Below are 20,816 nucleotides of genomic sequence, written 5' to 3' on the forward strand. Positions count from 1 at the left end.
CCCGCCCGACCGAGCGGCGATAGGCTGTGGGACGTGATCCCTGCACCTGGTTCCTCGCCCGTCCGCGTCCGCTTCTGCCCGTCGCCCACGGGTACCCCGCACGTCGGCCTCATCCGCACGGCCCTGTTCAACTGGGCGTACGCCCGGCACGTGGGCGGGACGTTCGTCTTCCGCATCGAGGACACGGACGCCGCGCGCGACTCCGAGGAGAGCTACCAGCAGCTCCTCGAGGCGCTGCGCTGGCTCGGCATGGACTGGGACGAGGGCGTCGAGGTCGGTGGCCCGCACGAGCCCTACCGCCAGTCGCAGCGCGGGGACCTCTACCAGGACGTCGTCCGTCGCCTCGTCGAGGGCGGGTACGCGTACGAGTCGTTCTCGACGCCCGAGGAGATCGAGGCGCGCAACGTCGCGGCCGGTCGCCCCAAGGCCATGGGCTACGACGGGTTCGACCGCACCCTGACGGACGAGCAGAAGGCCGCGTTCCGCGCGGAGGGTCGCGAGCCCGTGCTGCGCATGCGCATGCCCGACACCGACGTGTCGTTCACGGACCTGGTGCGCGGCGAGATCTCGTTCGGTGCGGGCTCGGTCCCGGACTACGTGATCGTGCGCGGCAACGGCCAGCCGCTGTACACGCTCGTCAACCCGGTCGACGACGCGCTCATGGGCATCACGCACGTGCTGCGCGGCGAGGACCTGCTGTCCTCGACGCCGCGCCAGGTCGTGCTGTACCGCGCGCTGCTCGAGCTGGGCGTCGCGCAGGTCATGCCCGAGTTCGGTCACCTGCCGTACGTCATGGGCGAGGGCAACAAGAAGCTCTCGAAGCGTGACCCCGAGTCCAACCTGTTCCTGCACAAGGAGCGGGGCTTCACGCCCGAGGGCCTGCTGAACTACCTCGCGCTGCTGGGCTGGAGCATCTCCGCGGACAACGACATCTTCACGGTCGAGGAGATGGTCGCTGCGTTCGACGTCGCCGACGTCAACCCGAACCCGGCCCGGTTCGACCTCAAGAAGGCCGAGGCGATCAACGCGACGCACCTTCGCATGCTGGCCCCCGAGGACTTCCGTGACCGCCTGGTGCCGTACCTCCACCAGGGCGGGTTCGTCCCGGCCGACTCGTTCGCGGACCTGTCGGCCGAGCACCAGGCGCTCGTGACGGCGGGCGCGCCGCTCGTGCAGGAGCGCATGGTCCTGCTCGGCGAGGCCAAGGGCATGCTGGGCTTCCTGTTCGTGGCCGACGACGCCGTGCCCGTCGAGGACGAGGCGCGCGCCGCGCTGCGCGAGGAGGCCCCGGCCGTGCTCGACGCCGCGATCCGCGTGCTCGACGCCCTGGACGACTTCTCGACCGACCCGGTCCAGGAGGCGCTCAAGGCCGTCCTGGTCGAGGAGCTGGGCATCAAGCCGCGCTTCGCGTTCACGCCGCTGCGCGTGGCCGTGACGGGCCGCCGCGTGTCCCCGCCGCTGTTCGAGTCGATGGAGATCCTCGGCAAGGAGTCGACCCTCGCGCGTCTGCGTGCGCTGCGCGCGTCGCTGTGACCGCCCCTGAGCCCACGCTGCCCGACGGCGCCGCTCACCTCGAGAGGGGAGCGGCACCGGGCGCGGTGGACGGTGTCCTCTTCGACGTCGACGACACCCTCGTCGACACGCGCGGCGCGTTCGCGCTCGCGATCGACGCGGTGTGCGAGGTGTACCTGCCGCACCTGCCGGTCGAGCGGTACGGCGAGGTCCTGGCGCTGTGGCGCAGCGACCCGCACGGCTGGTACCGGGCGTACACGCGCGGCGAGCTGACGTTCGACGGCCAGCGCATGCTGCGCGCGAACGAGCTCCAGGAGACGTTCGGTGGCGCGGTCCTCGACGAGGACGGGTACGCGGGCTGGAAGTCCGTCTTCTGGGGCACGTTCGAGGAGAGCTGGCAGGCGCACGACGACGCCGCTCCCGTCCTCAAGCGGCTCGCCGCCGCAGGGGTGCGGGTGGGCGCCCTGTCGAACGCGGCCGTCGCGCTCCAGACGGACAAGCTGTCGCGGTCCGGGCTGTCGGAGGTGCCCATGCTCGTGGGCGTCGACACCCTGGGCTTCGGCAAGCCCGATCCGCGGGTCTTCGTCGAGGCGTGCGCGCGCCTGGGGACCGACCCGGCCCGCACGGTCTACGTGGGCGACGAGCTCGACGTCGACGCCCGTGCCGCCGCGGCGGCCGGGCTGACGGGCGTGTGGATCGACCGGCCGGGGACCCGGCGCGGCGGCCCGGCCGAGGAGGACCCCGAGGCCGCGCGAGCGGCCGGGGTGCACGTCGTGGCGAGCCTCGACGAGGTCGGGGACCTGGTGCTCGGCGGTCGCTGACCCGCCGAGGTCTCGCCGAGGTTGAGGGTTCTGGTGCGGTAGAGGGCTACGGCCCTCTACCTCACTGGTTCGGGGGGAGTGCCGAGGGTGCGGGCCCTCCCGTCGCGACCGCCGCGATCCGCCTGGCCGCGGCCGACAGCTCGGTGCCGTCCTTCCAGACCATGCGCAGCCGCCGTGACAGGTCCAGGCCGGGCACCTGGATCTCGACGAGCGCACCGCGGGCGAGGTCGTCCGCGACGGCCAGGCGGGACAGCACCGCGACCGCACCGCCGTACTGCACGGCGGTCTTGAGCGACGAGGTCGACCCCAGGTGGGGCAGGTGCTCGGGCAACCGGGCACCTGCCGTGACCAGTGACTTCTCGAGCGTCTCGCGCGTGCCCGATCCCCGCTCGCGGACGACGAGCCCGCCGGCGAGCAGGTCCTCGACCGTCGCGGTGCGGCGGCGACGCCCGGCCCACGGGTGTGTCGCGGCGACGACCACGACCAGCTCGTCGCGGGCCAGGGTCCGGCTGCGCAGCCCGCGACGCATGGTCGAGCTCTCGATGAACCCGAGGTCGGCCTCGTCGGAGAGCACGAGCTCCATGACGGTCCGGGAGTTGCGCACGAGCAGCTCGACGTCGGGTGAGGACGGTCTGCGGGCGGCCGCCGCGGGATCGCTCGGACCTGACGCTCGACCGGTCGCGGCGTCGTGCCCCGAGGCGAGCCCGTCGAGCGCGAGCGCCGCGAGCCACCGGGGTGCGAGGTACTCGGCGATCGTGAGGCTCGCCGCGAGACGGATGCGGGCCGAGGGGGCCTCGCGCAGCGCCGCCGCCGAGGTCTCGAAGCGGTCCGAGGCCTCGATGACCTCGCGGGCCCAGGTCGCGGTCGCGCGCCCCGTCTCGGTCAGGCGGGCTCCCCGGGTCGAGCGGGTCACGAGCTCGAGGTCCAGGTGCTTCTCGAGTCGCCGCATGCCCGCCGAGGCACTGGGCTGGGACACACCGAGCGCGCGGGCGGCCGCGCTGATCGAGCCGTGCCGGTCGGTCGCGACGAGCAGCTCGAGCAGGGCCAGCGAGGTGCGGTCGCGGCGCGGGGGAACAGTGGTCGCGGGGGGTCGCTGGTCGGCCTCGGTCATAGCCTCATCCTATGGCTAGGTCGCGATGTGGGCCTTCTGGTGCGGGCGCGGACGCGGCACGGTGGAACCATGACCCCCACGAACGACCTCGCAGCCCCCACCCCGGGTGCGACGCGCACCCCCGACCGCCCGGCCCCGACCGGCGGCCCGGCCCCGACCAAGAGCCCGGCCCCGACCAAGAGCCCTGCACCCTGGGTCCGTCGCGCCGCCCCCGGCCTCGCGTTCTGTGCCGCCGCGACCCTGGTCGCCTACCTGCTCGCTCAGGTGGTCCCGCTCTCGCCGCTCGTGCTCTCCCTCCTGGTGGGCGCCGTCGTCGGCTCGCTGCTCGGGAGCCTGGGGCGCGCGGGTGGGGCGAGCGTCGCCGTCGGGCAGCGGACGGGCGCCGCGCGGTGGGCCACCGCGCTCACGTCCCGCACCCAGGAGGGGACGCGGTGGACCGCGACACGCGTCCTGCGTGCCGGCGTCGTGCTGCTGGGTCTCCAGCTCTCGCTGCCCGAGGTCCTCGCGCTCGGGTGGCGCGGGCTCGCGGTCGTCGGGATCACGGTCGCCGTGACGTTCAGCGCGACGCTCGCGCTCGGACGGGCGTTGCGCGTGCCGCGCGTGACCTCGTTGCTCGTCGCGACCGGGTTCTCGATCTGCGGTGCCGCCGCGATCTCCGCGATGCAGGGAGTCGTCGGGACCGGCGACGACGAGGAGTCGCGCCGCGAGGCCGACGACGCCGTGGCGACCGCGCTCGCGCTCGTGACGATCTTCGGGTCGCTCGCGATCTTCGTCCTGCCGTGGCTCGCCGGCCTGCTGGGGCTCGGCGACGAGCGTGCCGGGCTGTGGATCGGCGCGAGCGTCCAGGAGGTCGCGCAGGTCGTGACCGCGGGCGGCGCCGTCTCGGCCGCCGCGCTCGCGACCGCGACCGTGAGCAAGCTGGCCCGCGTGGTGCTCCTCGCCCCGCTCGTGGCCGGGGCCGGGGTGCTCACGGCGCGGCGCGAGCGGGTGGCGCGACCCGCGGACGTCGAGGTCGCCGCCGGGGCACCGACGGCCCGTCGGACCCCGCCCGTGCCGCTGTTCGTCGTGGGCTTCCTCGTGGCCGTGCTGGTGCGGAGCACGGGCATCCTGCCCGCGTCCGTCATCGAGGTGACGACCATGGTGACCACGCTGCTGTTCACCGCCGCGATGTTCGCGATGGGCCTCGGGGTCGACGCCGCGCACCTGGTCCGCACGGGTCGGCGCGCGCTCGTGCTCGGCACCGCGTCGGCCGCGGTCGTGACCGGGGTGTCCCTCGTCGCGGTCCTCCTGCTGACCTGACCCGGGTTCCCCCGCGTCTCGGTCCTCTCGACACCCGTGGCCCCCGACACCCGGTCCCTTCGATACCCGGTCTCCTCGACGGTCCGACGCCGTCGGGGACGGGCTACCTGACGGTCGCGTCCCAGCGCCACCGGGTCCGTCGCGGCAGGCCGGGCAGGTCGCTGCGGCCCGTCGCCCACACGAGGGCGTCGTCCGCGGGAAGGTCGAGCGCTGCCGGCGGCAGGTCGGGGAAGAGCCGGGCGAGCACCCGGTCGCTGAGCCCCGCAGGAGGCGACGGGGCCGCACCCGTGAGCCCCTGGAAGACGTCCCGGCCGTGGACGAGGATCTCCACGACCCCCATGGCCGCGAAGCCCTCCGGGTCCGAGAGCCCGTACGGGTGGTAGGCGCGGGCCGTGGACGGTCGGGCCGCGACCTGGGCCGCGAGCAGCTCGCCGCCCGCCACGATGACCTCGGCCAGGCCCGCGGGACCCGCGTCGCGCTTGACGTGCGCGATCTCGTCCTCGCCCTTGGGGCCGGCCAGCGGCAGGTAGTCGAGCAGGGGGAGGCCCGCGACCTGGAGCGCGTAGGCCAGGAGGTCGTCGACCACGTGCTCGGCGGTCGCCCAGCACGACCACCGCACGGGACCCGCCTGCGCGTCGAAGGCGGCGTCAGGATGCCGCGCGACGCCGTCGGCGAGCCAGCGGGAGGCCGTGCGGACGTCGTCGGGCGTGACAGGTCCCGGGGCCAGCGCGGTCGAGACGTCCTCCGGCTGGGCGCTCATGCGTCGACCGCGTCGGCGTCGGTGCCGCGGACGCGGTCAGCGCGCCAGCACTCGGCGCGGTACGGGAGGTCGATCTCGGTGCGCCCGGCAAGAGCCGGGTGCGTGGCCACGAGCCGGTCGACGGCGTCGAGCAGCTCGTCGCGCTCGGCGGGCGGCAGGGTCAGGAGATGGCTGCGCGTCGACGCGAGCGTCCTCAGCGACCTGGCCGGCAGGTGGTCCGCCCAGGAGAACGTCGCGTGCTCGAGCGGCGTGAAGGCCCCGTCGGCGTCGTCGATCGTCGGGGTCCGGTGGACCGGCTCGAGCGAGTCGCCCCGGTGGATGATCTCGGTGAAGCTCTCGACCCAGTCGACCGTGTGGTCGCGGACGTTCCACACGACACCCAGACGCCCGCCGGGGCGCAGGACCCGCGCGATCTCCGGGACCGCGGTCGCGACGTCGAACCAGTGCCACGCCTGGGCGACGAGGACCGCGTCGACACTCCCGTCCTCGAGCGGGATCCGCTCGGCGGTACCGGGCAGGACATGGGCTCCCGGCACCGCGTCCTGGAGCTCGGCGCGCATGCCCTCGGAGGGCTCGACGGCGGTCACGTGGAGCCCGCGCGCCACGAGGCGCTCGGTGAGCTTGCCCGTACCCGCAGCAAGGTCGAGCACGTGCCGTGCGCCTGCGGGGAGCATCCAGTCGATCGCCGCGTCCGGGTACGAGGGGCGGACGGCGCGATACTCACCCGCTCCGGCGCCGAACGAGGACGCACGCTCGGCGTGCGAGGCGCGAGGAGTGGCGGGGGTCGAGGCGTCGTCGGTGCTCACGTCTTCGACGGTGCCACGTCCGGGCGGCGAGGTCCACATCTGGCGCACGACGTGTCGCAGGGTGCGGGCTGCTGCCGCTGCCGGGCGGGCTGGACGGGTCGGCCGTGCTGGAGGGACTGGGGGTCGGACGGACTGGGTGGGCCGGACGGACTGGGTGGGCCGGACGGACTGGGTGGGCCAGGAGCTCCGGACGGACTGGGGGGCCGGACTGGCGGTCCGGACGGGAGGGAGCGGGGAGCCGACCGGGGAGAGGAGGCGATTTGGCCGGGCCGGAAGTGTCCGGTAATGTTTTCTCTCGGTGAGGCGCTCACCCGCGGCCCGGGAACGGGACGAGGGCGCGGCGCTGATACCTCCTTGGGGTATGGTGTAATTGGCAACACAACGGTTTCTGGTACCGTCATTCTAGGTTCGAGTCCTGGTACCCCAGCGCAGAGCATGCAGCGCATCGAGTCGGTCAAACCGACACGAAACGTGCAGTAGAGTTCTCAACGGCACGGCGCCCCTCGGGGTGACGAGCTTAGGCCCCCATCGTCTAGCGGCCTAGGACGCCGCCCTCTCACGGCGGTAACACGGGTTCAAATCCCGTTGGGGGTACGTGCGAGGCCTGGCCATCGTCAGATGACCGGGCCTCGATGACGCTCACTCACTCCTCGGAGTGGGGGAGCGGTCCTGGCCCCCATCGTCTAGCGGCCTAGGACGCCGCCCTCTCACGGCGGTAACACGGGTTCAAATCCCGTTGGGGGTACCAACACAGAGCTCGATCATCGGAAGATGATCGAGTTCTTGTCGTTTCGTGGACGGGCGCTCCCGGGCCGTGCTTCGTGGACGGGCGCACCCGGACCCTGCTCTCCGGCGTTTACGGACGGGTGCCCCCGAGCGGGTGCGCTGAGGGAGACCGGCCCGGTCCGGGAGCCGGTCGCCCGCCCGGAGGGCGCCGGTGAGGTGCTACGTTCCTGCGATGCTCATCGACGAGACGTGCAGGGTCTGTGGCTGGTCCGCTCCGACGGACCCCGAGGAACTCTGGCACGGGGGAGTCCCCCTCTACGTCATCTGCGACTGCTGCGGATCCGAGAGCGGCGTCGAGGACGTGTCCTGGCGCACCGCACTGCGTGCCCGCAAGGCCTGGGTCGACGCCGGAGCACGCTGGTCGTCCCCCGAAGCGCGGCCTGCCGACTGGGACCTCGCGGCGCAGCTTGAGCGGGTCAGGTCCCGCCGCTCCCCGACCCCGGGCTGAGGCAGGCGAACCGGCTCGCCGGCACTCCCGCTCGACGGCACTCTCGTTCGACCTCAGCCCGTCGGGCCGTTTCCCTCCTCGTCGAGGAGCCAGTCGAGCACGTCGCCGGCCGACCACGCGCCGTCGTGCCGCTCCGCGAGCCGTGCCGCCCCGGCGACGTCCGCTCCCAGGGTGACGAGGGGCAGCTCGACGTAGCCGTCCGCACGCGTCTGACCGAGCCCGACGTCCGCCGCGAGCGAGTTGCACAGGCACGACCGCCCGACGGTGTCGTCGGCCCCTCCGCCCTTGCGCTCGAACATGTGCGCCGGCTCCGCGGGACAGCGGTAGGTGACCTTGCCGTCGTCCTTCTCGACCGGGGTGCGGAGGTAGCCCAGGTCGCACAGCCGGGGCCGCGCCGCCGCGACGTCCACGTCCGAGAGGGTCCCCGCGAGCTGGGCGACCTTGAACGGGAAGCCGGTCGGTGACGTGAGGGGCTCGGTCCGGACGTCGAGGGTCCCGGCGCGCAGCTGCGCGAGCACGTCCTCCCGCAGCGCGGAGTCGAGCCCCGAGTCGGTCGACAGGGCGAAGAGCGTGCCGACCTGGACGCCCGCCGCTCCGGCCTCGCGCGCAGCGGTCAGCGCCTCCGGGGTGCCCTGCGCGCCCGCCAGCCAGAACGGCAGGCCGATCGCGGCGACCTTCGTCAGGTCGGCCTGGTCTCGCGGGCCGAAGACCGGCTGCCCGGCCTCGTCGAGCGTCAGCCGCCCGCGGGGAGGGGCGTTGTGCCCGCCTGCTGGAGGACCCTCGACGACGAAGCCGTCGGGCCGGGTGCGGTCCTCGCGCACCAGGTGCTCGGCCAGGGCGTGCGCGGAGACGACGGCGAGGAACGTCGGCCGGGTCACGGGCGGCAGCGACCCGCCGAGGAGCGAGTCGGGGTCCAGGTCGACCGTGTGGTGGCTGCCACCGACCACCGAGACGGGGAACTGGACAGTCTCGTGGCCTGCGAGCTGGTCCAGCAGGTGCGGGATGTCGCGCGGGATGCCCGCGCCGGTCACGACGTAGTCGGCACCCGCGAGCATCGACCCGTAGGTGGCCGCGGGAGCCGCCATCTGGATCTTCTCGAGGAAGTTGATCCCCACCCGGCCGTCGTGCCCCTCCTTGGCGAGCCACACCTCGACGAAGCTCCCCAGGATCATGAGCTCCTGCGCGAGACGGGTCTGACGGAGCGCGAGGCGTGGCACGGGAGCGTAGGGCTGGTCCTCACCACGCCCCTCGGGGCGGAAGTAACGAGCGAGCACACGCTGGGCGAAGCGGGGCACCGGGAAGGCGTCGAGCGCCCGGCGGACCGCGCCGTCGCGGTCGCCGTTCTGCAGCCTGCGCGCCAGGACGAGGTCCAGCGCGGTCCCGGAGACCAGGCCGAGCTGCCCGGTGCGCGCGACGGCCGACGCGAGGCGCCAGGACGAGACCGCCATCCCCATCCCGCCCTGGATCACTCGTGGCAGGGGCGGAAACGATGCGGGGACGGGCAGGGACAGCGTGGTCACAGGTGGACCCTTCTCAGGCCTGGGTGCGGGTGGTTACTGCACCGTAGGTTGGAGACCCGGGTCGAGAACAGGGTCGAAGGACCCGAACCTGGTGGAGGAGTCACGCATGCCCGACGTGCGTCCTGGGCGGTGGGTTCGTCCAGCGAGTCAGCCGGGCGGTGGTGGGACGGGCGGACCGGTCGTCGCCGTCGGGCCCGAGGAATCGTCGGGACGCGACCACGGGTCCGTCGCCTGCCAACCGCTCTGCGGGTCCCAGGGCGTGACGGGAACGAACCGGCCCCGGTCGTCGTCGGAGACCTCCCACGCCGGGCCATCGGCCTCGCCGGAGGTCCCGTCATCGAGCAGGTCGGCAGGTGTGTCCGGCCGGTCGTCACGCGAGACCGGTCGATCGGCCGCGGGAGGTGGCGGCGGGGGAGCCATGACGGGTCGGTCCGTCCCGGCCAGCCGGGGCGAGCTCCCGCGGGGTGCGACGAACAGGTGACCCTGCCCGCCCGCCTGCACCGAGCGCACGGCGATGGGTTGTGTCGCGGCGGCGGACAGGTCGCCCTCCGGCCCGTCGCTCGTCGGTGCCCAGCTCAACCGGCCAGGGACGGGGGTGGGCGCCTGCTGCGGGGTCGCGAGCGGGGCTGGTCCGGGGTGTGCGGTGGGCGGGGGAGCCGCGCCCCCACCCGGTGTGCCGCCCTGCGGATGCTGGCCCCACGGCCCGCCGCGCCCGCCGGGGATGAAGATCGTGTCGCACAGCTTGCGGTACGTGGCGTCCGGGTTGGCGACCCAGTTGATGCGGCTCATGGCCTGGTCCTGACCGGCGGACTCGAGGATGAACTGGCCGTAGCCGAGGATCCGCCCGAGGATCGAGCGGCTGTAGCTCATGTCGGTGACCTTGCCGAGGGGCATCATCGCGACCTTGTGGGTCACGAGGCCGAACATCAGGAGCATGCGCTTGTCGGTCGCGACGAACCACTCGTTGCGCCAGTCGAGCACCTTCCACAGCAGTCGCAGCGCGACCAGGACCCAGGCCCACCAGAGAAGCAGCGAGCCCTCGCCCACGGCCGGGGCCAGGACGCTGACGAGCCAGGCCGCGAGCACGAACGCGGCGAACGTCGTGGCGACGGGCTCGGCGAGCTTGCCCCAGTGGGCGCGCGTCGCCAGGACGACGCGCTCGCCGGGCAGGATGTACCGCCGCAGGTGGCGCGCGCTCAGGCGCGGCGCGGACTCGTGCGCCGGTGCGGGGAGGTCCTGCGCCACGGTTCGCCTACTTCATGAGCGACTGGACGAACTGCCCGAAGCTCTGGAACGCGCCCAGGATGACGTCCCAGATGGCCTGGACGATGTCTGCTGCGCGGTCGGGGCTCTGGACGACCGCGTACAGCAGGAAGACGATGACGACCCACATCAGGATGGTCTTGGCCTTGCCGGGCATCGTGTGGTCCTCACGTCGTCGATCGGGGCGGTTCTCGGCTCTGCTCGCCATGGTGACCAGAGCGGACGGAGCACCGTCGGAGGCGCGCCGACGACGAGTCTAGCGTTTCGCCCGAATCGGTCGTGGGGCCTGTGTCATGACAAGGCGGTACAGGCGCGGCGCGAGACCGCTCGCCCGCTCGTGAGCCCGGGCACGGTGAGGGGCGGGCACCTCGCGGTGCCCGCCCCTCACGTTCCCAGGTCGATGGAGGACTACTCTCCGGCGCGGCGCAGGACCTCGGTCAGGCGGTTGGCCGCGGCGACGACCGAGCCCGAGTGCAGGCGGCCCGGCTGACGGGTCAGGCGCTCGACCGGGCCCGAGATCGAGACGGCGGCGACGATGCGCCCGGACGGCCCGCGGACGGGCGCCGACACCGAGGCGACCCCGAGCTCGCGCTCCGAGACGGACTGGGCCCAGCCGCGCCGTCGGACACCCGAGAGGATCGTGGCCGTGAAGACGGCCTCGCGCAGGCCGCGGTGCAGGCGGTCCGGCTCCTCCCACGCGAGCAGCACCTGGGCCGCGGAGCCCGCGCCCATGGTGAGCGTCGCGCCGACGGGGATGGAGTCTCGCAGGCCGACGGGACGCTCGGCCGCGGCGACGCAGATGCGATGATCGCCCTGGCGCCGGTAGAGCTGGGCGCTCTCGCCGGTGTGGTCGCGCAGGGCCGTGAGAACGGGGTTCGCCGCGGCGAGCAGGCGGTCCTCGCCTGCTGCCGTCGCGAGCTCGTTCAGGCGCGGCCCGAGGACGAAACGGCCCTGCATGTCGCGGGCCACCATGCGGTGGTGCTCGAGCGCGACTGCGAGGCGATGAGCCGTCGGACGGGCGAGTCCGGTGGCGGTGACGAGCTGGGCCAAGGTGGCTGGTCCGGACTCCAGGGCGCCCAGAACGGACGCCGCCTTGTCCAGCACGCCGACTCCGCTAGAATTGTCCATAGGTCGATATTGACGTCTCGCACAGTGAGATGCAAGTCAGCGGGTGTCGTGTCGACGAAGGGCCGGGAGATTCGCCCCGGGCCAGGACCGAGATGTACCCCCCGATCGTCGCCCACGGCCCCCGCGTGAGCGACCACCGCAGGACACAGGTAGGAGAGAACCAACATGGCCGGCACGCTGGCGGAGAAGGTCTGGGACGCGCACCTGGTGCGACGTGGCACCGACGGGTCGCCCGACCTCCTCTACATCGATCTGCACCTCATCCACGAGGTCACCAGTCCCCAGGCCTTCGAGGGCCTGCGGCTCGCCGGCCGCCAGGTGCGCCGCACCGACCTGACGATCGCGACCGAGGACCACAACACCCCCACGCTCGACATCGACCTGCCGATCGCGGACCTCACGAGCCGCACCCAGATCGACACGCTGCGCAACAACGCCAAGGAGTTCGGCGTGCGCATCCACTCGCTCGGCGACGCGGACCAGGGCATCGTGCACCAGGTCGGCCCGCAGCTCGGCCTGACCATGCCCGGCCTGACCGTCGTGTGCGGCGACTCCCACACCTCCACGCACGGTGCGTTCGGGGCCCTCGCATTCGGCATCGGGACGTCCGAGGTCGAGCACGTGCTCGCGACCCAGACCCTCCCGCTCGCACCCTTCAAGACCATGGCCATCACGGTCGACGGCGAGCTGCCCCCGGGCGCGACGTCCAAGGACATCATCCTCGCGATCATCGCGAAGATCGGCACCGGCGGCGGCCAGGGCTACGTCCTGGAGTACCGCGGCGAGGCCATCCGCAAGCTGACCATGGAAGCCCGCATGACGGTCTGCAACATGTCGATCGAGGCAGGCGCACGCGCCGGCATGATCGCGCCCGACGAGACCACGTTCGAGTACCTCAAGGGCCGCCCGCACGCGCCCGAGGGCGCCGACTGGGACGCCGCGGTCGAGTACTGGAAGACGCTCCGCTCCGACGACGACGCCACCTTCGACGAGGAGGTCGTCCTCGAGGCGGCCGACCTCGAGCCGTTCATCACGTGGGGCACCAACCCCGGCCAGGGCCTGCCCCTGTCCGCGAACGTCCCCGTCCCCTCGGAGATCGCCGACGAGAACGAGCGCGTAGCCGCCGAGCGTGCGATCGAGTACATGGGCCTGACCCCGGGCGCGCCGCTGCGCGACATCGCGATCGACACGGTCTTCATCGGCTCGTGCACCAACGGCCGCATCGAGGACCTGCGCTCGGTCGCCAAGGTCGTCCAGGGCAAGAAGAAGGCCGACTCGCTGCGCGTCCTGGTCGTGCCCGCCTCGGCCCGCGTGCGCCTCCAGGCCGAGGCCGAGGGGCTCGACCAGATCTTCCTCGACTTCGGTGCCGAGTGGCGCAACGCCGGCTGCTCCATGTGCCTGGGCATGAACCCCGACCAGCTCGCCCCCGGCGAGCGCTCGGCCTCCACGTCCAACCGCAACTTCGAGGGTCGCCAGGGCAAGGGCGGGCGCACCCACCTCGTCTCGCCGCTCGTCGCGGCCGCGACCGCCATCCGCGGGACCCTGTCCTCGCTGGCGGACCTGGACCTGCCCGCCGACGTCGACATCACGTCGTTCGACGGCACGCCGCTCGCGCCGCTCGACCCGCGCGTCCCGCTGCAGGTCTGACACCGGGACCCGGCGCCCCGCGCGGGGCGCCACCCACCCCGGCAGGCCACCTGACGACACTCATCGAGGAAGCAGAAGCATCATGGAGAAGTTCACCACCCACACCGGTGTCGGTGTCCCGCTGCGCCGCAGCAACGTCGACACGGACCAGATCATCCCCGCCGTCTACCTCAAGCGCGTGACGCGCACGGGCTTCGAGGACGCCCTGTTCGCGGCGTGGCGCGGGGACCCCGCGTTCGTCCTGAACCAGCCCGCGTACACGTCCGGCTCCGTGCTGGTCGCGGGCCCCGACTTCGGCACCGGCTCGTCGCGCGAGCACGCCGTCTGGGCCCTCAAGGACTACGGTTTCAAGGTTGTCCTGGCCTCGCGCTTCGCGGACATCTTCCGCGGCAACTCGGGCAAGCAGGGCCTCGTCGCGGGCATCGTCGCGCAGGAGGACATCGAGCTGCTGTGGAAGGTCCTGGAGACCAAGCCCGGCACCGAGGTCACGGTCGACCTGGTCGAGCGCACCGCCACGGCCGACGACGTCGTGGTCCGCTTCCAGATCGACGACTACACGCGCTGGCGCCTCATGGAGGGCCTCGACGACATCGGCCTGACCCTCCAGCACGAGGCCGACATCACGGCGTTCGAGCAGACGCGTGCGTCGTGGCGTCCCAAGACGCTGCCGGCGAAGCACCTGCCGACGGTCGAGATCGAGGCGGCACGCCCGTCCGCGTGACGCGCGTGTGAACCGGCCCGACGGCGCCGCTCCCCTGGGTGGGGAGCGGCGCCGTCGGCGTGTGGTCCCTGGGTGCGCGGGCTGTCGCCGACGGTGACGGCGAGGTGCGCCGACGGTGACCGACACGCCGGCCGAGGGTGACGGAACTGCCCGCCGAGGGTGACGTGCTGGTGCGCCGAAGGTGACGGACACGGCCGCCGAGGGTGACGTGCTGGTGCGCCGAAGGTGACGGACACGGCCGCCGAGGGTGACGGGTACCAGTGCTGAAGTTGCCCTGCGGAGGATCGCAGGAGGCGCCGACCGCTACCGCGGCCGCGCTCGGGTCACCGCCGACGGGCCGGGCGGTCACCCTCGGCGGGCAGTCCCGTCACCCTCGGCGGGCGACCGCGTCACCCTCGGCGTGCAGCCCTCGTTCAGGGGCGCGGCGGGCCCTGGCGGATCCTCGCGAGCTGCGACTCGGCGGTGACCTTCGTCGGGTCCCAGCCGGCCTCGATCCACCAGGTCGCGCCTGCCGCCTCGAGCGCCCGCGCGTCCTCGGCGGCAGCGTCGAGGTCGGTCGCGAAGTCGCGCTGGACGACGAGCTCGAACTCCCCGGCGCCGGGGTCGCGGTGCTCGGCGACCCAGCTCGCGACCTCGCGCACGTCGTCGGGCGTGAGCGGGTCCATGCCGCGGTCGCCGCGCAGCTGGACGGTCACGCCGTTCCAGCGCACCGCGCGGCTCATCGACCTCTCGCTCGGGAAGACGCCCACGGGCCACACCGGGATGCGCCCGTTGACGGGCTGGGGTGAGATCGTCATCTCGCCGGTCGAGATGTGCTTCCCGTCGAACGAGAACGCCTCACCGGACCAGGAACGCTCGAGGAACGCGAGGACGTCGTCGAGCAGCTCGGCCCGCTCACGCAGCGACGTGAGCTGACCGGGGACCGCGCTGAAGCCGGCGTCGTCGAGCACCCCGACCCCTGCAGGCAGGACCAGCCGACCGCCGGACAGGTGATCAACGGTCAGCGCCTGGCGAGCGAGCTCCCACGGGCGCCTGCGCGGCAGGGCGAACACGAGCGCACCGAGCGTCACGCGCTGCGTCTGGACGGCCGCCGCGGCGAGGATGCCCCACGGGTCGTAGCCCTCCATGCCGGGCAGGCTGATGCCGTCCCACGTGAAGTAGCCGTCCCAACCGTGCTCCTCGGCCTCGCGGGCCATCTGGACCAGCTCTGACGCGGAACCGAAGCTCCCGACGAACCCGAACTGCAAGCCCATGACATCCTCCTGCGACTCGTTGGCGGTCCTCCCACGGTAGGGGCGGCCACCCACACGCGCCGCGAGAACGACGACGGGCGGGCTCCCGGAGGACCGGGAACCCGCCCGCAGCGCCCTGCGAGGGCGAGGGTCAGTGGTGCTTGTTCTTGCGTGGGATGAAGTGCACGACCGTCACGACGACCGCTCCCGCCACGACGCCGATGATCGCCGAACCCAGGGTGTCGACGAGCCACACCAGGAACCCGCCCACGGCCGGCACGCCGTGCACGGCGTCCTCGAGGACGTGCAGCAGGTCGTAGGGCGCGTGCCAGCCCAGGTCGTACGTGCCCTGGAGCAGGATGTGTCCACCGACCCACAGCATCGCGACCGTGCCCACGATCGAGATGACGGCCATGACGCGGGGCATCGCCTTGACCAGGCCGTGGCCGAACGACTTGACCCAGCCGGTCTCGCGTCCCGCGAGGTGCAGGCCGATGTCGTCCATCTTCACGATGAGCCCGACGATCCCGTACACGACCGCCGTGATGAGAAGCGCGACGACGACCAGGATGATCGCGCGGGCCCAGAAGCCCTCCGCCGCGACCTCGTTGAGCGCGATGACCATGATCTCCGCGCTGAGGATGAAGTCGGTGCGCACCGCGCTCGACACGACGCTGTCCTCGTCGACGGCCTTCTTGGCGGCGGCGTCGTCGACGGCCTCGCCGTGCTTGCCCGAGACCATCTCCCAGAGCTTCTCCGCACCCTCGAACGCGAGGTAGGCGCCACCGACCATGAGCAGCGGCGTCAGCAGCCACGGCAGGAACTGACTCAGCAGCAGGGCCGCGGGGAGGATGAACAGGAGCTTGTTGCGCAGCGAGCCCATCGCGATGCGCTTGATCACGGGCAGCTCGCGCTTCGCGGCCAGCCCGGCGACGTACTGGGGCGTGACCGCGGTGTCGTCGATCACGACGCCGGTCGCCTTGACGCTCGCCCGCCCCGCCGCGGCGCCGATGTCGTCGACGGACGCGGCCGCCAGCTTGGCGAACGCTGCAATGTCGTCCAGGAGGGCTGCGAGTCCAACGGCCATGAGGTCTCCACGAGGCCCGTGTCGCCGCCCACGAGCCCTGAGGTCGGGAATCGACGCGGCTGTAGCGCATCGTAACGACTCGGGCGCCCGGCCGTCGCGACCCGTCCGCGGGACGGGGGTGACGTACTTGGCCGCCGACGGTGACGCTCGCGCCCGCCGAGGGTGACGCTCGCGCCCGCCGAGGGTGACGCCCGCGTCCGCCGAGGGTGACGTACTTGTCCGCCGAGGGTGACGCTCGCGCCCGCCGAGGGTGACGCTCGCGCCCGCCGAGGGTGACGCTCGCGCCCGCTGAGGGCGACGGCTTCGCCCGTCGAAGTGACACGTCTGCTGCCCGACGGCGTCGCTCAGTTCCCGGGGGCGTGTCCCCTTGGCCTTCGGGTCCGTCACCCTCGGCGGCTCGTGCGGTCACCGTCGGCGACCAGGTGGTCACCGTCGGCGGTCTCGGGCGTCACCGTCGGCGAACAGGTACGTCGCCGTCGGCGGTTCTGGGCGTCACCCTCGGCGCTCCCCGGGCGACGTGTGACGCGATCGGTCGCTCCGCCGTCGGGCAGACGTCCTAGGCTGGTCCCCATGGCTAACCACTACGACGTCGTCGTCCTCGGCGCGGGCCCCGGCGGCTACGTCGCCGCCATCCGCGCGGCCCAGCTCGGCCAGTCCGTCGCGATCATCGAGGAGAAGTACTGGGGCGGTGTGTGCCTCAACGTCGGGTGCATCCCCTCCAAGGCGCTCCTGCGCAACGCGGAGCTCGCCCACCTGTACACGCACCAGGCCGACTTCTTCGGCATGACGGGTGACGTGTCGTTCGACTTCGGCAAGGCGTTCGACCGCAGCCGTGACGTCGCCGACGGCCGCGTCAAGGGCGTGCACTTCCTCATGAAGAAGAACAAGATCACCGAGTTCGACGGCCGCGGCACGTTCCGCGACGCGAACACGATCGACGTCGCGCTGTCCTCGGGCCAGACCGAGACCGTGACGTTCGCGAACGTCATCATCGCGACGGGCTCGAAGGTCCGCCTGCTGCCGGGCGTGGAGCTGAGCGAGAACGTCGTCACGTACGAGAAGCAGATCCTGACGCGCGAGCTGCCGCGTTCGATCGCGATCGTCGGCGCGGGCGCGATCGGCATGGAGTTCGCGTACGTCCTCAAGAACTACGGCGTCGACGTGACGATCATCGAGTTCCTCGACCGCGCGCTGCCCAACGAGGACGTCGAGGTCTCCAAGGAGATCGCCAAGCAGTACAAGAAGCTCGGCGTGAACATCCTGACGTCGACCGCGGTGCAGACCGTCGTGGATGGGGGCTCGTCCGTGACCGTCTCCTACAAGGGCGTCAAGGACGACAAGCCCGGCTCGATCGAGGTCGACAAGGTCCTCATGGCCGTCGGCTTCGCACCCAACGTCGAGGGCTTCGGCCTCGAGAACACGGGCGTGCAGCTCACCGACCGCGGCGCGATCGCGATCGACGACGTCATGCGCACCAACGTCCCCCACATCTACGCGATCGGTGACGTCACCGCGAAGCTCATGCTCGCGCACGTCGCCGAGGCGCAGGGCGTCGTCGCGTCCGAGACCATCGGCGGCGCCGAGACCATGACGCTCGGCGACTACCGCATGATGCCGCGCGCGACGTTCTGCCAGCCGCAGATCGCGAGCTTCGGCCTCACCGAGCAGCAGGCCCGCGACGAGGGCTTCGACGTCAAGGTCTCCAAGTTCCCCTTCACCGCCAACGGCAAGGCGCACGGCCTGGGGGAACCCACGGGCTTCGTCAAGCTCGTCGCCGACGCCCGCTACGGCGAGCTCCTTGGCGGCCACCTGATCGGCCCCGACGCGTCCGAGCTGCTGCCCGAGCTCACCCTCGCGCAGAAGTGGGACCTCACGGCGTCCGAGCTGGGGCGCAACGTGCACACGCACCCGACGCTGTCGGAGGCCGTGCAGGAGGCGATCCATGGGCTCGCGGGGCACATGATCAACTTCTGACCGAAGAGTACGTCGGCCAAGGTTAATCCGGCCGTTCAGGGGCCCAGACTCATCGAGTCTGGGCCCCTCGCAGGTTGTCAGACAACCGGGAGCTTGTTCGACTTCCTCCTGTTGCATTTCCAGCACAAGGTCTGCAAGTTGTCGGGAGTGGAGAGCCCCCCCTTCGAAACCGGGATGACATGGTCCACCTCGAGAAGCAGGTGAGGCTCCGCTGCGAGCGAGACCGAGCAGTACCGGCATGCGTGGTTGTCGCGCGACTTGATGAAGGTGCGTAGTCGAGCGGTCATCAGGGCACGCTGTCCGGCAGCGCTTTTTCGAAAGCGAATCTTCTGTGAAAGCACCTCGATAAGGGCGTCGATGGTTCGGGTGTCCAGAACGATCTTTGTCCGCTGAGAGCTGTTCCCGCCAGCACTGACGTACTCGAAGAAGTAGGTGGGGTATGGCACATTGATGGGAGACAGATCGACCCCGACGTGTGCCATGAACTCATCTGAGTAATGCTTCAGAATGAACGCGGGCGGATTGATCGATTTCGTGATGTCGGCCTCGCGCTGATGGAGGTTGCTCACGGCATCCTCAAGCCGCGCGATGCTCTCGCCGAGTCTCTCCACGTCGGCGAGGGTAGGCTCGTCGGACTTGATGTTGAAGTACTTCATCAAGTATTTGAGAGGGTCCGCACTGGCGTTTCGCACGACTTGCAGCGAACAGTTGTGCACGTTCGGGGCGTTGTATGCTGCAACATTCCTGTCCCGTCGGTAATTGTAATTGCTTGTGTTCTGAAACGAGGCCAGGTGCGCCTGGGCTCCCGTTGATGACGCGCCAAGCCGATAGGAGCCATGGGAACGTATTTCCGAGGTGTACGCTGCAACCTCGTTATGCTCGGTCACGACCGACGTGATCGCGTTCTTCTGGGCAAGGAACTCTTCGCTTGCAAAGTATCGCCTCTTGCGAATACTCCGAATCGCGGGAGGCAGGACTGTAAACGCCAAGACGACAAGTAGGATCGTCAGTAAGATCTCCATGCTGAGTGGCTGTCCTTTGCGGTTCGCTTCGTCGAGTAGGTTGGTTCTTGAGGGGGAAGTTGTGCTTGCAGCCGCCCGGATGAGGGTGTGCGTGCACCGTCCAACGCTGAGGCCTGTCGGAACGCTGTCCCGGTCATCCTTGCCCGGTCACTTGCCCCAGTTCAGTCGAGACCATAGCGAGGATCACTGGTTGAGTGGCGACCACGACGGAATTTCACCCCCTTGAGCTCGGTGTTGCAGGGGTGTTGCGCATGGGGGCGGTTCAGTTGCGTGAACGACGTAGAGCGAAGGGGGCCGTTCGGCATGGTGTGGGTCCTGCTACATCGAGGTGACTATGAAGGTTGTCCGCGGTCAGGGCCACTGCGGGCCGAGGGGCCCGACGATGTGCCTGCCGAGCCGCGAGCTTCAGTTGCCGGGGTCAACGCGTGCCTCTGTCCGAACCAACCGCACCTCGCTCACCCCGTCCTCCACCTTCACCACTCCGTCGGGCTCGAAGCCCTGCTTCGCGTAGAACGCCTGGGCTCGTGGGTTGGGGTCTGCGACCCAGAGCGCGGCGGAGTCACCGCCCGGGAGGACGGCGTTCATCAGTCCGTGTCCAGCCCCGCTGCCATGGAACGCCTCCAGGAGGTACAGGACGTACAGCTGCGCGTCCCACGTCACGTCGGGATCGGTCGCCGGCCCGGCGAGGGCGATGCCGACGACCGTGTCATCGTCCACCGCGACAGCAGCCCGGAACGACCCGTACCGCTCCTCGGTGAGCACGGCCCGCCAGAAGCGGCGGCGCGCAGGGAGCAGGTCCGGGTCGTCGAGCACCTCGTCGCGCATCAGCCCTCGATAGGTCTGCTGCCAGGACTCGACGTGGACGCTCGCCATGGCATCGGCGTCGTCGGGACGGGCTGGGCGGACGGTCACGACAGGTCGCATGGCGGCTCATGCTAGATGCTGCCGAGCGCTCCCGACGCCGGAGCCCACCTTCCGCGCGACGGCGCGCTCCGTCGTCGTGCACCTTGGGGGGCCTGCGCCCCGGGCGCCCACGGGGCCTACCCGACCCCGAACTCCCGCCGCAGCATCTCCCCGACCATCCCCGGCACGTCTACGGCCCCGGGGTGCAGCGCGTCGTACACCTGCAGCCCTTCCCAGGTGGAGATGAAGAGTGCGGCGCGTTCGTCGGGCGAGGCGCCGGCGTCGTCCAGCACCCCACGAGAACGCTGTGTCCGGATCATCCCGCCGATGATCGAGACCAGCACCTGGTGCCGTTCCTGCAGCACTGGCCGAGCGGGATGGCCGGGCGTCCCGGCCTCGGCGGAGAGGGTCGAGAGGAGCTGGACCAGGCCGGGCGCTTCCCGGTTGCGTTCGGCGACGTGCACGAACCCGTCGACGAGGTCGTCGGCGGTGAACTCCGAGGGCATCGACGGTGGTGCGTGCTGTGCGTCGTGCCATTCGATGACTGCCAGCAGCAGCGCGGTCTTGTTGCCGAAGTGGTGCAGGAGGGTCGAGTGGTCGATCCCGGCCTCGCGGGCGATGCCGCGCAGGGAGGCCCCGTAGAACCCTTTCTGGGCGAAGGCCTCGGCGGCTCGGGCGACGATCGACTGCTTGGTCGCGCGCCCGGTGGCGTATCCCGACCGCCCGGTCGTGGCTGCTTGTTGCGTGGTCACGGTGCATCCCCTCCGAGGTCAGAG

18 protein-coding genes and 3 tRNA genes are annotated in these 20,816 nt (G+C 71.4%); 9 read left to right on the forward strand and 12 right to left on the reverse strand.

Features of this window, described 5'->3' with window-relative positions; all coding sequences use genetic code 11:
• Positions 1 to 33 precede the first annotated feature (33 nt).
• Both gltX and ACFVQ3_RS13835 read left to right on the forward strand, forming a co-directional pair.
• Positions 34 to 1,533, forward strand: coding sequence for a glutamate--tRNA ligase (gltX, locus tag ACFVQ3_RS13830; RefSeq protein ID WP_387639990.1), 1,500 nt, complete (start codon positions 34 to 36; stop codon positions 1,531 to 1,533).
• The gene (locus ACFVQ3_RS13835) at positions 1,530 to 2,333 is read left to right on the forward strand and encodes an HAD family hydrolase (protein ID WP_387639993.1); all 804 of its coding nucleotides are present in this window, start codon (positions 1,530 to 1,532) and stop codon (positions 2,331 to 2,333) included. The genes gltX and ACFVQ3_RS13835 overlap by 4 nt, the downstream gene beginning before the upstream one ends.
• 61 nt (positions 2,334 to 2,394) lie before the next feature.
• Here the strand turns inward: ACFVQ3_RS13835 and ACFVQ3_RS13840 are convergent, their stop codons facing one another.
• Positions 2,395 to 3,444 carry a LysR family transcriptional regulator gene (locus ACFVQ3_RS13840; protein WP_387639996.1) on the reverse strand — a complete coding sequence of 350 codons (1,050 nt, stop codon included), beginning with the start codon at positions 3,442 to 3,444 and terminating at the stop codon, positions 2,395 to 2,397.
• Between the two features lie 69 nt (positions 3,445 to 3,513).
• On the opposite strand from ACFVQ3_RS13840, the gene ACFVQ3_RS13845 reads away from it, so the two are divergent.
• Complete coding sequence (locus ACFVQ3_RS13845; protein ID WP_387639999.1) at positions 3,514 to 4,743, forward strand: YeiH family protein; 1,230 nt, start codon at positions 3,514 to 3,516, stop codon at positions 4,741 to 4,743.
• Positions 4,744 to 4,846: 103 nt separating this feature from the next.
• On the opposite strand, the gene ACFVQ3_RS13850 is transcribed toward ACFVQ3_RS13845, so the two are convergent.
• Positions 4,847 to 5,503 (reverse strand): hypothetical protein, encoded by a 657-nt coding sequence (locus tag ACFVQ3_RS13850; RefSeq protein WP_387640002.1) that lies wholly within the window; start codon positions 5,501 to 5,503, stop codon positions 4,847 to 4,849.
• On the reverse strand, positions 5,500 to 6,309 hold the full coding sequence (locus tag ACFVQ3_RS13855; protein WP_387640004.1) for a class I SAM-dependent methyltransferase: 810 nt from the start codon (positions 6,307 to 6,309) through the stop codon (positions 5,500 to 5,502). Before ACFVQ3_RS13855 ends, ACFVQ3_RS13850 begins: the two co-directional genes overlap by 4 nt.
• Before the next feature lie 355 nt (positions 6,310 to 6,664).
• On the opposite strand from ACFVQ3_RS13855, the gene ACFVQ3_RS13860 reads away from it, so the two are divergent.
• The 3 genes from ACFVQ3_RS13860 (at position 6,665) to ACFVQ3_RS13870 (ending at position 7,057) form a co-directional block, all read left to right on the forward strand.
• Positions 6,665 to 6,736, forward strand: a tRNA-Gln gene (locus ACFVQ3_RS13860).
• A gap of 94 nt (positions 6,737 to 6,830) precedes the next feature.
• A tRNA-Glu gene (locus ACFVQ3_RS13865) sits at positions 6,831 to 6,903 on the forward strand.
• A gap of 78 nt (positions 6,904 to 6,981) precedes the next feature.
• Positions 6,982 to 7,057, forward strand: a tRNA-Glu gene (locus ACFVQ3_RS13870).
• Positions 7,058 to 7,596: 539 nt separating this feature from the next.
• On the opposite strand, the gene ACFVQ3_RS13875 is transcribed toward ACFVQ3_RS13870, so the two are convergent.
• The 4 genes from ACFVQ3_RS13875 to ACFVQ3_RS13890 all read right to left on the reverse strand — a co-directional run bounded on the left by ACFVQ3_RS13875 (position 7,597) and on the right by ACFVQ3_RS13890 (position 11,454).
• On the reverse strand, positions 7,597 to 9,063 hold the full coding sequence (locus tag ACFVQ3_RS13875) for a nitronate monooxygenase (RefSeq protein ID WP_387640007.1): 1,467 nt from the start codon (positions 9,061 to 9,063) through the stop codon (positions 7,597 to 7,599).
• A gap of 147 nt (positions 9,064 to 9,210) precedes the next feature.
• Positions 9,211 to 10,308 carry a PH domain-containing protein gene (locus tag ACFVQ3_RS13880; RefSeq protein ID WP_387640010.1) on the reverse strand — a complete coding sequence of 366 codons (1,098 nt, stop codon included), beginning with the start codon at positions 10,306 to 10,308 and terminating at the stop codon, positions 9,211 to 9,213.
• A gap of 7 nt (positions 10,309 to 10,315) precedes the next feature.
• Positions 10,316 to 10,483, reverse strand: coding sequence for a hypothetical protein (locus ACFVQ3_RS13885; protein ID WP_164984114.1), 168 nt, complete (start codon positions 10,481 to 10,483; stop codon positions 10,316 to 10,318).
• Positions 10,484 to 10,734: 251 nt separating this feature from the next.
• Positions 10,735 to 11,454: an IclR family transcriptional regulator gene (locus ACFVQ3_RS13890; RefSeq protein WP_030150819.1), complete on the reverse strand. Its 720-nt coding sequence runs from the start codon at positions 11,452 to 11,454 to the stop codon at positions 10,735 to 10,737.
• A gap of 165 nt (positions 11,455 to 11,619) precedes the next feature.
• Here ACFVQ3_RS13890 and leuC point away from each other — a divergent pair, with 165 nt between their 5' ends.
• On the forward strand, positions 11,620 to 13,101 hold the full coding sequence (gene leuC / locus ACFVQ3_RS13895) for a 3-isopropylmalate dehydratase large subunit (protein WP_387640013.1): 1,482 nt from the start codon (positions 11,620 to 11,622) through the stop codon (positions 13,099 to 13,101).
• An 82-nt stretch (positions 13,102 to 13,183) separates the two neighbouring features.
• Entirely contained in the window at positions 13,184 to 13,822 is a 639-nt protein-coding gene (gene leuD / locus ACFVQ3_RS13900) for a 3-isopropylmalate dehydratase small subunit (protein ID WP_387640015.1), read from the forward strand.
• 413 nt (positions 13,823 to 14,235) lie between these two features.
• On the opposite strand, the gene ACFVQ3_RS13905 is transcribed toward leuD, so the two are convergent.
• Entirely contained in the window at positions 14,236 to 15,075 is an 840-nt protein-coding gene (locus ACFVQ3_RS13905; RefSeq protein ID WP_387640017.1) for an LLM class flavin-dependent oxidoreductase, read from the reverse strand.
• Between the two features lie 130 nt (positions 15,076 to 15,205).
• Entirely contained in the window at positions 15,206 to 16,141 is a 936-nt protein-coding gene (locus ACFVQ3_RS13910; RefSeq protein ID WP_387640019.1) for a DUF808 domain-containing protein, read from the reverse strand.
• A 570-nt stretch (positions 16,142 to 16,711) separates the two neighbouring features.
• On the opposite strand from ACFVQ3_RS13910, the gene lpdA reads away from it, so the two are divergent.
• On the forward strand, positions 16,712 to 18,115 hold the full coding sequence (gene lpdA / locus ACFVQ3_RS13915) for a dihydrolipoyl dehydrogenase (protein ID WP_387640021.1): 1,404 nt from the start codon (positions 16,712 to 16,714) through the stop codon (positions 18,113 to 18,115).
• 77 nt (positions 18,116 to 18,192) lie between these two features.
• On the opposite strand, the gene ACFVQ3_RS13920 is transcribed toward lpdA, so the two are convergent.
• The 3 genes from ACFVQ3_RS13920 to ACFVQ3_RS13930 form a co-directional block, all read right to left on the reverse strand.
• On the reverse strand, positions 18,193 to 19,137 hold the full coding sequence (locus ACFVQ3_RS13920; RefSeq protein WP_387640023.1) for an HNH endonuclease: 945 nt from the start codon (positions 19,135 to 19,137) through the stop codon (positions 18,193 to 18,195).
• Positions 19,138 to 19,542: 405 nt separating this feature from the next.
• On the reverse strand, positions 19,543 to 20,061 hold the full coding sequence (locus ACFVQ3_RS13925; RefSeq protein WP_387640026.1) for a GNAT family N-acetyltransferase: 519 nt from the start codon (positions 20,059 to 20,061) through the stop codon (positions 19,543 to 19,545).
• Between the two features lie 116 nt (positions 20,062 to 20,177).
• Positions 20,178 to 20,792, reverse strand: a complete 615-nt coding sequence (locus ACFVQ3_RS13930) for a TetR/AcrR family transcriptional regulator (RefSeq protein ID WP_387640028.1) — start codon at positions 20,790 to 20,792, stop codon at positions 20,178 to 20,180.
• Positions 20,793 to 20,816 lie beyond the last annotated feature (24 nt).

The organism is Oerskovia sp. NPDC057915 (assembly GCF_042887685.1).
Classification (GTDB): Bacteria; Actinomycetota; Actinomycetes; order Actinomycetales; family Cellulomonadaceae; genus Oerskovia.

Excerpts from the sequence above, each read along its gene's own strand:
- ACFVQ3_RS13840 (WP_387639996.1), bottom strand. The coding sequence starts at position 3,444 with ATGACCGAGGCCGACCAGCGACCCCCCGCGACCACTGTTCCCCCGCGC.
- ACFVQ3_RS13845 (WP_387639999.1), top strand. The coding sequence starts at position 3,514 with ATGACCCCCACGAACGACCTCGCAGCCCCCACCCCGGGTGCGACGCGC.
- ACFVQ3_RS13850 (WP_387640002.1), bottom strand. The coding sequence starts at position 5,503 with ATGAGCGCCCAGCCGGAGGACGTCTCGACCGCGCTGGCCCCGGGACCT.
- ACFVQ3_RS13885 (WP_164984114.1), bottom strand. The coding sequence starts at position 10,483 with ATGCCCGGCAAGGCCAAGACCATCCTGATGTGGGTCGTCATCGTCTTC.
- ACFVQ3_RS13890 (WP_030150819.1), bottom strand. The coding sequence starts at position 11,454 with ATGGACAATTCTAGCGGAGTCGGCGTGCTGGACAAGGCGGCGTCCGTT.
- leuC (WP_387640013.1), top strand. The coding sequence starts at position 11,620 with ATGGCCGGCACGCTGGCGGAGAAGGTCTGGGACGCGCACCTGGTGCGA.
- leuD (WP_387640015.1), top strand. The coding sequence starts at position 13,184 with ATGGAGAAGTTCACCACCCACACCGGTGTCGGTGTCCCGCTGCGCCGC.
- ACFVQ3_RS13905 (WP_387640017.1), bottom strand. The coding sequence starts at position 15,075 with ATGGGCTTGCAGTTCGGGTTCGTCGGGAGCTTCGGTTCCGCGTCAGAG.
- ACFVQ3_RS13910 (WP_387640019.1), bottom strand. The coding sequence starts at position 16,141 with ATGGCCGTTGGACTCGCAGCCCTCCTGGACGACATTGCAGCGTTCGCC.
- lpdA (WP_387640021.1), top strand. The coding sequence starts at position 16,712 with ATGGCTAACCACTACGACGTCGTCGTCCTCGGCGCGGGCCCCGGCGGC.
- ACFVQ3_RS13920 (WP_387640023.1), bottom strand. The coding sequence starts at position 19,137 with ATGGAGATCTTACTGACGATCCTACTTGTCGTCTTGGCGTTTACAGTC.
- ACFVQ3_RS13925 (WP_387640026.1), bottom strand. The coding sequence starts at position 20,061 with ATGCGACCTGTCGTGACCGTCCGCCCAGCCCGTCCCGACGACGCCGAT.